This is a genomic window from Streptomyces monashensis (assembly GCF_001866665.1).
GTDB lineage: Bacteria > Actinomycetota > Actinomycetes > Streptomycetales > Streptomycetaceae > Streptomyces > Streptomyces monashensis.
The window spans coordinates 81,938-94,398 of the sequence record NZ_MLYO01000023.1 but is presented as its reverse complement, the minus strand read 5'-3'; the positions used below and the strand labels follow the sequence as shown (position 1 = coordinate 94,398).

General features: G+C 73.1%; 3 protein-coding genes. All 3 read left to right on the top strand.

The genetic code is table 11. The annotated features are described in order from the left end of the window. Window positions 1–2 precede the first annotated feature (2 nt). From BIV23_RS13515 to BIV23_RS13505, 3 genes are read left to right on the top strand one after another with little or no spacing between them, the layout of a single operon-like run. A complete protein-coding gene (locus tag BIV23_RS13515) occupies window positions 3–7,790 on the top strand; it encodes a non-ribosomal peptide synthetase (RefSeq protein ID WP_071381058.1) in 7,788 nt (2,595 codons plus the stop codon). 4 nt (window positions 7,791–7,794) lie between these two features. Then, window positions 7,795–11,682: a non-ribosomal peptide synthetase gene (locus tag BIV23_RS13510; RefSeq protein ID WP_071381057.1), complete on the top strand. Its 3,888-nt coding sequence runs from the start codon at window positions 7,795–7,797 to the stop codon at window positions 11,680–11,682. A 38-nt stretch (window positions 11,683–11,720) separates the two neighbouring features. Continuing rightward, window positions 11,721–12,455 carry a thioesterase II family protein gene (locus BIV23_RS13505; protein ID WP_071381056.1) on the top strand — a complete coding sequence of 245 codons (735 nt, stop codon included), beginning with the start codon at window positions 11,721–11,723 and terminating at the stop codon, window positions 12,453–12,455. The last annotated feature ends 6 nt before the right edge of the window (window positions 12,456–12,461 follow it).

Sequence of the window (12,461 nt, the reverse complement as noted above, 5' to 3'; positions counted from 1 at the left end):
CGATGATCCCGTTGTCCTTCGCCCAGCGCCGGCTGTGGTTCCTGCACCGGCTGGAGGGTCCGTCCGCGACCTACAACATCCCGTTCGTGCTGCGCCTGGACGGGCCGCTGGACACGGCGGCCCTGGCCGCGGCGGTCAGCGATGTCGTCACGCGGCACGAGAGCCTGCGCACCCTGGTCGCCGAGCACGCGGACGGCACACCGGAGCAGCGGATCCTGCCCCCGCAGGAGGCGGTCCCGCTCTTCCGGGTGGCCGACGTGACCGCGGACGCGGTGGCCGCCGCGCTGCACGAGGCCGCGTGCGAGGGCTTCGACCTGGACACGGAACTCCCCCTGCGGACCACCGTGCTCCGGGTCTCCCCGCAGGAGCACGTGCTGGTGTTCGTGTTCCACCACATCGCCGCGGACGGTGCGTCGATGGCGCCGTTCCTCCGGGATCTGCTGGCGGCGTACGCGGCCCGCCACCGAGGGAGCGCACCGCAGTGGGCGCCGCTCCCGGTGCAGTACAAGGACTACACGCTGTGGCAGCGGCAGCTGCTGGGCGACGAGGAGGACCCGGAGAGCATCGCCGCGGCACAGCTGGACCACTGGCGCACCGAACTCGCCGGTGTCCCGCAGCCGGTGCAGCTGCCGCTGGACAGACCACGGCCGACGGCCGCCGACCACCGTGGCGGCCATGTCGACTTCGAACTGGACGCGGAACTGCTCGCCGGGATCGGGAAGCTGGCCGCGGAGCACGGCGGCACGCCGCCCATGGTCGCCCAGGCCGCGCTCGCGGTGCTCCTGCACCACGTCGGAGCCGGCAACGACCTGACGATCGGCAGCCCCATCGAGGGCCGCGCCGACGAGCAGCTCGACGATCTGATCGGGTTCTTCGCCAACACCTGGGTGCTGCGCGTCGACCTGTCCGGGAACCCCTCGTTCGGCGGCCTGCTGGAGCAGGTGCGGGACCGGGCCCTCGCCGCCTACGACAACCAGGACGTTCCGTTCGAGCGCCTGGTGGAGCTGCTCGGCCCGGACCGCACCACCTCGTACCAGCCGCTGTTCCAGACCATGCTGGCCTGGCAGTTCGAGTGGTCGCGGATCGAGACACCGGGTCTGCGGATCACGCCCGTCCCGGCCGGTACCGGTACCGCGAAGTTCGACCTGTTCTTCAACATCGTCCCGGCCCCGTCCGGGGGTGCGTACGGCCGCCTGGAGTACGCGACGCAACTGTTCGACCACTCCACGGCCGAGCGCCTCGCCGACCGCTATGTGCGCGTACTGCGGCAGGTGACCGCCGATCCCGGCACGCGGCTCGGCGGGGTGGACGTGCTCAGCGAGGCCGAGCGGGACCTGCTGGCGGGGCTGAACGAGACGGCGGCGCCGGTGCCGGGGGTGACGCTGCCGGAGCTGTTCGCCGTCCAGGCGACCCGTACACCGGACGCGACGGCGGTGGTGTCCGGCCGGACCGCGCTGTCGTACCGGGAACTGGACGCCCGCGCGGGCCGGCTGGCCGCGGTGCTGCGGGACCGCGGGGTCGGGCCGGACGTCCTGGTCGCCGTGGCCCTGCCGCGATCCGCGGACCTGGTCGTCGCGCTGCTCGCGGTGCTCAAGGCCGGCGGCGCCTACCTGCCGATCGACCCCGGCTATCCGGCCGCGCGCGTCGACCTCCTGCTGACCGGCGCCGATCCGGCGCTGGTCGTGACCGACTACGCGACGGCGGCGACGGTCGCCAGGAGCCGGCAGCCGCTGCTCCACCTCGACGACCTGTGCCTCGAAGGCCCCTCCGTCCCGGCCCCGGACGTCCGGATCGGCCCGGACAACCTGGCCTACGTGATGTTCACCTCGGGCTCGACCGGCACGCCCAAGGGCGTCGCCGTCACCCATGCCGCCGTGGTCAACGGCGTGCTCGAGCTGCGCCGTACCGTGCACGCCGGGGCCGGGGCCCGGATGCTCGCCGCGACCTCGGTGAACTTCGACGTCTCCGTGTTCGAGGTCTTCACGGCGCTCACGAGCGGAGCGAGCGTCGAGATCGTCCGTGACGTCCTCGAACTCGGCGAACGCGGCCGGTGGTCGGGCACCACCGTCAGCGCGGTGCCCTCGGTGTTCTCCGCGCTGCTCGACCAGATCGGCACCGGCACCCCGGGCAGCCTCGAACTCGACGTGGAAACCGTCGTCCTCGCCGGTGAGGCGCTCTCGGCCGATCTCGTCCGCAGGGTCCGCGACACCCTGCCCGGCGTGCGCGTCGTCAACGCCTACGGGCAGACCGAGAGCTTCTACGCCACCACGTACACGCTCCCGCACGAGCCGCCCGGAACCGGTGCGGTACCGGTCGGTCGGCCCCTGGCCAACCTGCGCGCCTACGTTCTGGGCCCGGAGCTCACCCCGGTCCCGCCGGGAGTGATCGGCGAACTGTACGTCGGCGGACTGCTCGCCCGCGGCTATCACCGAAACGGCGCGGCGAGTGCGGAACGGTTCGTCGCCAGCCCCTTCGGCCCCGCCGGCGCGCGTATGTACCGCACCGGCGACCTGGCCCAGTGGGACGAGAACGGTCGGCTGAAGTACGCCGGACGGGCCGACACGCAGGTGAAGGTGAACGGCATCCGCGTCGAGCCGACCGAGATCGAGACGGTCCTCGCCCGGCATCCCGCGATCGGCCGGGCCGTGGTCACCGTGCACGCGGACCACACCGGCACCGCACGGCTCGTGGGCTATGTGGCACCGGCGCGGACCCCGCACGGCGACGCCGCCCCGGACGTCCGTGTCCCGGACGCGGAGCTGCGCCGGTTCGTGGCCGAGCGGCTGCCGGACTACATGGTGCCCGCCCAGTTCGTCGTGCTGGACCGGCTGCCGCTGAACGCGAACGGCAAGCTGGACCGGTCCGCACTGCCCGAGCCGGAGTTCGCCGGCACCGTGTACCGGGCGCCGCGCAGCGAGGCGGAGCGGATCCTCGCCGAGGTGTACGCCGACGTGCTCGGTGCCGGGCAGGTCGGCATCGACGACGACTTCTTCACCAGCGGCGGGGACAGCATCCGTTCGATCCAGGTCGTCGCGCGGGCCAGGACCCGGGGTGTCCGGGTCAGCACGCGGGAGGTCTTCGAGCACCGTACGGTCGCCCGGCTCGCGGAACTGGCCCAGGGCCGCGGGGAGGACGAGCGCGTGAGCCTGGCGGAGCTGCCGGGCGGCGGCGTGGGCTGGGCCCCGCTGCCGCCGACCGCCGCGCACGTGCTCGCGCTGGGCGGGGGCATCGGCCGGTTCTGCATGTCCGCGATGCTGACGCTGCCCGAGGACATCGACCGGGCCGGCCTGCTCGCCACGGTGCAGTCCGTGCTGGACCGGCACGACGTGCTGCGGTCCCGGCTCGACCGCGCCGGGCAGGGCCTGCGGATGGCACCGGCCGGCAGCGTGGCCGCCGGCCCGCTGGTCCGGGAAGTCCCCTACGGCGACGCCGATGTGCAGGCCGAACTCGACGCGGCCGCGGACCGGCTCGACCCGGACGCGGGCGTCATGGCGCAGTTCGTGTGGTTCACCTCCGACACCGACGCGGACCGCCTGCTGATCGTGCTGCACCACCTGGTCGTCGACGGGGTGTCCTGGCGGATCCTGCTGCCGGACCTGGCGTCCGCCTGGCAGGGTGTCCGCGACGGTCTCACCTCGGCACGGCCTGCGGTGGGCACCTCGCTGCGCCGGTGGGCGCACGCCCTGGCCGACGAGGCGGCAACCCCTGAGCGGGTGGCCGAGCTGCCCGTCTGGCAGGAGGTTCTGCTCGCGGACGAGCCGGTGCTGGGCGCGCGGGAGCTGGACCCCGCCCGCGATGTCACGGACACCGTGGACACGGTGCGCGTCCAGGTGCCGGCGGACGTGACGCAGACCCTGCTGACCACGGTGCCCGCCGTGTTCCGCGGCGGTGTCGACGACGGGCTGCTGGCCGCACTGGCACTGGCACTGGCCCGCTGGCGTGCGGCACGGGGTGTTTCCGCGTCCCAGACGCTGGTGCGGCTGGAAGGACACGGCCGGGAGGAGCACCTGGTGCCCGGCGCGGACCTGTCGGGCACCATCGGCTGGTTCACCGCGATGTACCCGGTGCGGCTGGACCTGGCCGGCATCGACGTGGCCGACGCGTTCGCCGGGGGCGCGGCCGCCGGACGGGCCCTCAAGGCCGTCAAGGAACAACTGCGGGCGGTGCCGGACCACGGCATGGGCTACGGCCTGCTGCGCCACCTCAACGAGGAGACCGCCGCCGCCCTGCGCGGGCAGCGCGCACCGCAGATCGGGTTCAACTACCTGGGCCGCTCCTCCGGTGCGGACATCCCCGAGGACCTGCGCGGCCTGGGCTGGGCGCCGGACACCACGCACCGGGAGCTGATCGCCGCGCCCGACGCGGACATGCCGGTGCTCTCGGCGCTGGAGATCAACGCGGTGGCCGCCGGCGACGGGCTGACCGCCTACTTCGGCTTCCCGACCGGAGTGCTCTCCCGTGCCGAGGTGACCGAGCTGGCCGGGCTCTGGGTCGAGGCGCTGACCGCCCTCGCCCGGCACGCCACGACCCCGGGCGCCGGCGGACTGACCCCGAGCGACGCGCCCCTGGTCGAGGTGGGCCAGGACGAGATCGACACCTGGGAGGCCCGGTTCGGCGAGCTGGCCACGGTGTGGCCGACGACACCGGTGCAGTCCGGGATGCTGTTCCACACGGCGCTGGCCGGATCCTCCTTCGACGCCTACCACATGCAGCTGGTGTTCCACCTGTCCGGCGACGTCGGCCCGGAGCGGATGCACCGGGCCGCGCAGGCCCTCCTGGCGCGTCATGCCGGCCTCCGTGCGGGGTTCGTCGACCGTGCGGACGGCGATGTGGTGCAGGTGGTGCCGCAGGCGGTGTCCCTGCCCTGGCGGTACCTCGACCTGACCGCCGTCGAAGAGGCCGAGCGGACCGGGACGTTCGAGCGGTTCCTCGCCGAGGACCGGGCCGCCCGCTTCGACCTGGCCGACCCGCCGCTGATCCGGCTGGCCCTCGCCGTCCTCGAACCCGGCCGCGCCGAACTCGTGCTCACCGCCCACCACGTGCTGCTCGACGGCTGGTCCACGCCCCTGCTGATGCGGGACCTGCTGCTGCTCTACGCCTCCGACGGCGAGGCGGCCGCGCTGCCCGCGCCCCGCGACTTCGGCGCGTTCCTCGCCTGGCGCGCGCAGCAGGACGAGGCGGAGTCCGCCCGGGTGTGGGCGGCCGAACTCGACGGTGTGGCGGAGCCGACCCTGCTCGCCCCCGGATCCGACGGCGTGGGCGCGGCGGGCGTCGACCAGCTCGACGTCGCGCTCCCGGCCGACGAGGCACGCGAACTGGTGTGGCGCGCCGCCGAGTTGGGAGTCACCGTCAACACCCTGGTGCAGGGCGCCTGGGCGCTGCTGCTCGGTCAGCTCACCGGCCGCCAGGACGTGCTGTTCGGCGCGACCGTCTCCGGGCGCCCGCCCGCCGTGACGGACGTCGACTCGATCGTCGGCATGTTCATCAACACCCTTCCCGTGCGCGTCGCGTACGCACCCGGCGACACCCTCGCCGAGGTCCTCACCCGGCTGCAGAACCGGCAGGCCGGTCTCCTGGAGCACCACTATTACGGGCTCACCGAGATCCAGCAGGCTGCCGGGCTGCCCTCCCTCTTCGACACGCTGGTCGTCTTCGAGTCGTACCCGGTCGACCGGGACGCGCTGAGCGCCGCCTCCGCGGCGGCGGACGGGATCGCCTTCACCGGCCTGCGCCCGTCGACGGCCACCAACTACCCGCTGACCCTGATGGCGGCGGCCGAACCGCACCTGCAACTCGTCCTCCAGTACGCGCGGGGTGTCTTCGACCGGGACACGGTGGAGGGGTTCGCGGCGCGCCTCGTGCGCGTCCTGCGGCAGCTGGCGGCCACCCCCGGGCTGCAGGCCGCGCGGGTCGACATCCTGGCCCCGGCCGAACGAGACCGGCTGCTCGGCGAGTTCAACGACACGGCCGTACCGACGCCGGACGTCACGATCGACCGGCTCGTCGAGGCACAGGCGGCGCGGACCCCGGACGCGGCCGCGGTGGTCGCCGAGGGCGCGTCGCTCACGTACCGCGAACTGGACGCACGGGCGGGTCGCCTGGCGCGCGAACTGACCGCACGCGGGGTGGCCCCGGAGTCGTTGGTCGCGGTGTCCCTGCCGCGGTCGGCGGACCTGGTGGTCGCGCTGCTCGCGGTCCTGAAGGCGGGCGGCGCGTATCTGCCGGTCGACCCCAGGTACCCCGGCCACCGCCTGGCGGCCATCCTCGACGAGGCGCGGCCGTGCCTCGTCCTGACCGGGTCCACGACGGCCGCGGTGCTGCCGGAGCACGACGCCCCGGACGTCCTCCTCGACACGCTCGACCTGTCCGGCGACGGCACCGGGCCCGAAGTACCGCTCCATGCCGGTCAGTTGGCGTACGTGATGTACACCTCCGGCTCCACGGGCAAGCCCAAGGGCGTCGCCATCACCCATGGATGCGTGGTCAACGGCGTGCTGCGGCTCGCCGAACGCGTGGGGGCGGCGCCGGGCGGGCGACTCCTCGCGGGCACGTCGGTCAACTTCGACGTCTCGGCGTTCGAGATCTTCACCACCCTCGCCACCGGGGGCGTCGTCGAGGTGGTCCGGGACGTCCTGGTGCTGGGCGAGCGGAAGGACTGGAGCGGCAGCGTCATCTCCACCGTGCCGTCCGCCTTCGCGGAACTCGTCGACGAGATCTCCGGCCGCACCCGCGTGGAGACCGTCGTCTTCGCCGGCGAGGCCCTGCCCGCGTCGCTCGTCGAGCGGACCCGCAACGCCTTTCCGGGCGTGCGGATCGTCAACGCCTACGGGCAGAGCGAGTCGTTCTACGCCACCGCCTGCACCGTCGACGGCGACCCGCGGGACTGGCCGGGCAGCGCGCCCGTCGGCACCCCGCTCGGCAACATGCGGGCCTACGTCCTCGGCCCCGGCCTGGCTCCGGTGCCGCCGGGCACCGTCGGCGAGCTGTACGTCGGCGGGCACACGGGCCGCGGCTACCACGGCCGGGCCGGCCTGACCGCCGAGCGCTTCGTCGCCGACCCGTTCGGCCCGTCCGGTGCGCGCATGTACCGCACCGGTGACCTGGCCCGCTGGGGCGAAGACGGGCAACTGGAGTACGTGGGCCGCTCGGACGCGCAGGTCAAGGTGCGCGGCTTCCGTGTCGAGCCCGGCGAGGTCGAGGCCGCGCTCACCGCACACCCCGGGGTGGCACAGGCCGTCGTCCTCGCCTGCGACGGGCGCGGCGGCGGCACGGGCAGGCAACTGGTCGCGTACGTCGTGCCCGCCGTCACCGGCGACGGGACGACCACCGGCCTCGCCACCGGCGACCTCCGCCCCGGACTGGAGACGAGCGACCTGCACGGCTTCGTCTCGCAGCGGCTGCCGGACTTCATGGTGCCCGCGGCCTTCGTGGTCCTCGACCGGCTGCCGCTCGCCCCGAACGGCAAGCTGGACCGGGCCGCGCTGCCCGAGCCGCAGTACACCGGCGCCGCCTACCGGGCGCCGCGCACCACCCGCGAGGAGACCCTGGCCACCCTGTTCGCCGAGGTGCTCGGCGTGGACCGGGTCGGTGTCGACGACGGCTTCTTCGAGCTCGGGGGGCACTCCCTGCTCGCCACCCGGCTGATCAGCCGGGCCCGCGCCGAGCTCGGGATAGAGATACCCATCCGCATGATCTTCGACCTGCCGACGGTGGCCGCGCTCGCGGCGTGGTCGGAGGAATCGGCCGCTCCGCGTCGCCCCAGTCTGCGCCAGATGATCGTCAAGGAGTGAAGCGATGATCCCGCTGTCATTTGCCCAACGCCGTATGTGGCTTCTTCACCAACTGGAGCGGGGGGCGGCGACCTACAACATATCGGCGGCGTTCCGGCTGACCGGATCCCTGGACCAGAGCGCCCTCGTCGCGGCGATCCGCGACGTGGTCGACCGGCACGAGATCCTGCGCACCACGTACGCGACGGACGACGGCGGTGAGCCCACCTCGCGCATCCTGCCGGCGGGGCAGGCGGAGCCGCGGGTGCGGGTGGCCGAGGTGGCGCCCGAGGACGTGCCCGGCGCGCTCGAGGAGGCCGTCGCGCACCGCTTCGACCTCGCCGCCGAACTCCCCCTGCGGGCCACCCTGTTGCGCTGCTCCCCGCAGGAACACGTCCTGGTCGTGGTCGTGCACCACATCGCCTCGGACGGCAGCTCGAGCGCGCCGATGATGCGCGACCTGATCGAGGCCTACACCGCCCGCCGGGACGGCCGCGCGCCGCAGTGGGAACCGCTGCCCGTGCAGTACAAGGAGTACGCGCGGTGGCAGCGTGAGGTGCTCGGAGAGGTGAGCGACCCGGAGAGCCTCGCCGCGGCCCAGATCGAGTACTGGCGCAAGGAACTGGCCGGGGTGCCGCAGCCGTTGAGCCTGCCCACGGACCGCCCGAGGCCCGCGCAGGCGAACTCGCACGGCGACACGGTCGCCCTCGCCGTGCCGGCGGAGACGGCGGCCGGGCTGCAGAGGCTCGCCGACGAGCGCGGCGCGACCATGTCGATGGTCCTGCAGGCCGCGCTGGCGGTGCTGCTGCGCACGCTCGGCGGCGGGGACGACGTGACGATCGGCAGTCCGATCGCCGGGCGCACCGACGAGGCGCTGGCCGATCTGATCGGCTTCTTCGTCAACACCCAGGTGCTGCGGGCGGACCTGTCCGGCAACCCGTCCTTCACCGAACTGCTCGCGCAGGTACGGGACAAGGCACTGACGGCCTACGAGTACCAGGACGTGCCGTTCGATCTGCTGGTCGAGGCCATCAATCCCGAACGCTCCGCGTCCTACCAGCCGCTGTTCCAGGTGATGTTCGCCTGGCAGAGCTACCGGAAGCCGGACCTCCGGATCCCCGGGCTCGACGTGCGCTTCGAGCAGGCGATCCCGTCGACCGCCATGGTGGACCTGTTCTTCAGCCTCACCGTGGACGAGTCGGGGGCGCTGCGGGGCGACCTGCAGTACGCGACCCAGTTGTTCGACCGCGACTCGGCCGAGGTGATCGCCGCCCGGCTCGTCCGCGTGCTGGAGCAGCTGGCCGCCGATCCGGGCCTGCGCGTCGGGGACGTCGACGTGCTCGGTGCCGAGGAGCGCAGCCACCTGCTGACCGAGGTGAACGCCGCCGGCGGCGCCATTCCCGAGGCCACCCTGGTCGAGCTGTTCGAGCGGCAGACGGCGCGCCGGCCGGACGCGGTCGCGGTGTCCTGCGACGGCGCCACGCTCACGTACGGCGAGCTGAACGCCCGGGCCAACCGGCTCGCGCGCCACCTCGTCGCGCGCGGCGTGGGACCCGAGTCCCTGGTCGCGGTCTGCCTGGAACGCTCGGCCGAGCTGGTGGTCGCGCTGCTCGGGGTGCTCAAGGCGGGCGGTGCCTACCTGCCGATCGACCCCGACTCCCCGGCCGACCGGATCGCCTACATGGTCCAGGACGCCCGCCCGGTCCTGCTGGTCACCACCGGCGCGACGGCCGCCGCGCAGGACCTGCCCGAGGACCTCCCCCTCGTCCTTCTCGACCGGGCCGAGGCCTTCGCCGGGGAGACGGCCGCCGACCTCACCGACGCCGAGCGGCCGGCGGCCCTGCGCCCCGAGCACCCGGCGTACGTGATCTACACCTCCGGATCGACCGGCCGCCCCAAGGGTGTGCTGATCCCGCACCGCAACGTGGTCGGGCTCTTCACCGCCACGCAGGACTTCGCCTTCGGCGCGGACGACGTGTGGAGCCTCTTCCACTCCTACGCCTTCGACTTCTCGGTGTGGGAGCTGTGGGGGCCGCTGCTGCACGGCGGCCGCCTGGTCGTCGTGCCCTACGACGTCTCCCGTTCCCCGGCCGACTTCCTGCGACTCCTCGCCCGCGAACGCGTCACCGTCCTCAACCAGACACCCTCGGCCTTCTACCAGCTCGTCCAGGCCGACGCCGAGGCCCCCGGCCAGGAACTGGCCCTGCGGTACGTGGTGTTCGGCGGCGAGGCCCTCGACCTGAACCGCCTCGCGGACTGGTACGCGCGCCACCCCTGTGAAGCGCCGGTGCTGGTGAACATGTACGGCATCACCGAGACCACCGTGCACGTCACCCGCGTCGACCTCGACGAGCACTCCGCCGCCCGCTGCCGGGCCAGCGTGATCGGCCCGGCGGTGCCGGGCCTCGCCGCCTACGTCCTGGACGCCGACCTCAGGCCGGTGCCCGTCGGCGTGACCGGCGAGCTGTACGTGGCGGGCTACGGACTGGCCCGCGGCTACCACGGCCGGCCGGAGCTGACCGCGGGACGGTTCGTCGCGTGCCCCTTCGGCGCGGCGGGCGAGCGGATGTACCGCAGCGGCGATCTGGTCCGCTGGAGCAAGAACGGCCGACTGGAGTACGTGGGGCGGGACGACTCCCAGGTGAAGATCCGGGGGTTCCGGATCGAACTGGGGGAGATCGAGCAGACGCTGGCCGGGCATCCGGGCGTGGCGCAGGCCGTCGTCGTGGTGCGCGACTACCAGGAGGGCGACCAGCGCATCGTGGGCTATGTGGTGCCCGAGCCCGACGCCCGGATCGGCGCGGACGAGCTCTCCGCGTACCTGCGCGAGCGCCTGCCGCAGTACATGGTGCCCGCCGCGGTGATCTCGCTGGCGGAGATTCCGCTGACGTCGAACGGAAAGCTCGACCGGCGCGCACTGCCCTCGCAGGACTCGGACACCGCGGGCAGCCGGGAGCCGCGCAACGCCTACGAGGAGAGGCTGTGCGCCCTCTTCGCCGAGCTGCTCGGCCGGGAGCGGGTCGGCGTCGACGACGGCTTCTTCGCGCTCGGCGGGCACTCGCTCCTGGCCACCCGGCTCAGCGTCCGCATCCGCAAGCAGTTCGACATCGACATTCCCATCAGGACGATCATCAAGTACCCCACGGTGGCCGAGCTCGCCGCGCTGATGCTCGCCGGCGGCGTGCCCGCCGACGACGCCGACACGTTCGCGGTCGTGCTGCCGCTGAACGGCGATCCCGGCACGGGCAAGGCGCCGGTGTGGTTCGTCCACGGCGGGGGCGGGCTGGGCTGGGCGTACTACAGTTTCGCGCTGCACCTGCGGGACCGGCCGGCCTATGCCCTGCAGTCCCGCGGCTCCGACGGCGTGGAGACACCGGCGGGCTCCGCGGCGGAGATGATCGACGACTACGTCACCCAGATCCTGAGGATCCAGCCGGAAGGGCCCTTCAACCTGGTCGGCTGGTCCTACGGCGGTACCGTCGTACAGGCCGTGGCGGACGCCCTCGACCGGCGTGGCCACGAGGTCGCCCTCGTGGCCGTCCTGGACGCCCAGCCGGGCGGTCACGGGTTCGGGCAGGTGCACGCCGGCAAGGAGTCGTCGGACTACCGGGCGGAGCTCGAGGACGACTTCAGCCAGTACATCCGCATGGGCGACCGGCAGGGATTCCTGGACACCATGTCGAAGGTCCTGGCCAACAACACGGCCCTGATGACGGAGTTCGAATCGCCGGTCTACCGCGGCGATGTGCTGTATTTCGACGCGGCGCTCGAGGACACGTCGTACGCGCACCTGTGGCGGCCGTACGTCCTCGGTTCGCTCGAGGTGCACGACATGCGCGCCACACATCACGAGATGCACATGCCCGCGCCCGTGGCCGAGTTCTTCGAGGTCGTCCACGACAGGCTGGCGTGACCACCGGACAAGCGAAGAGATGATGGGGGTTGGTCGGGATGACAGTACCCGGCGTGTCCGCGGACCACGGGAACGAGACCGTACTGCTGTGCGTGCCGTTCGCGGGAGCAGGTCCCTCGTTCTTCCACCCGTGGCGGGAGCTGTCCGCCGGCCGGTGGCGCGTGACCTCGGTCGAACTGCCCGGCAGGGAGCGGCGGATCCTGCAGACGCCGTACCGCGATGTCGTCGAGGCGGCCAAGGGCTCGATCGACGACATCGTCGCGGACCTCGGCGAAGGAACGCGGACCGTGCTGTTCGGGCACAGCCTGGGCGCGGTGCTCGCCTACGAGCTGGTGCACCTGCTCAGCAGGCGCGGCGTGGACGTCGAACGGCTGGTCGTCAGCGGTTCGCCGGGGCCGTGGACCCAGCGCGAGCGCCGGGCGGCGGGGCTCCCGGACGACGAGTTCCTCGCCAGGGTCGAGGAGTTCGCGGGCTTCAGGCACGAGGCCCTCGACCACCCGGAGATGCGTGAGGTGATCCTCCCCGCGCTGCAGGCCGACTGCGAGATGCACGAGAGCTACGTACCGAGCACCGACGCACCGGTGTCGGTGCCCGTCTGCTCGCTGCGGGGCGACCGCGACGGCCTGGTCACCGCGGAGGAGGCGCGGCAGTGGCAGGCCGCGACCACCGGCGGGTTCAGCTATGCGGAGTTCCCCGGCGACCACATGTACCTGGTCGACCGGGGCCGGGAGGTGCTCGACGTGATCGAAGCGGAGTGCGCCCGCGGTCGCTGACGGTTC

Coding starts and splice junctions, on each gene's coding strand:
- BIV23_RS13510 (WP_071381057.1), top strand. CDS start 7,795: ATGATCCCGCTGTCATTTGCCCAACGCCGTATGTGGCTTCTTCACCAA.
- BIV23_RS13505 (WP_071381056.1), top strand. CDS start 11,721: ATGACAGTACCCGGCGTGTCCGCGGACCACGGGAACGAGACCGTACTG.
- BIV23_RS13515 (WP_071381058.1), top strand. CDS start 3: ATGATCCCGTTGTCCTTCGCCCAGCGCCGGCTGTGGTTCCTGCACCGG.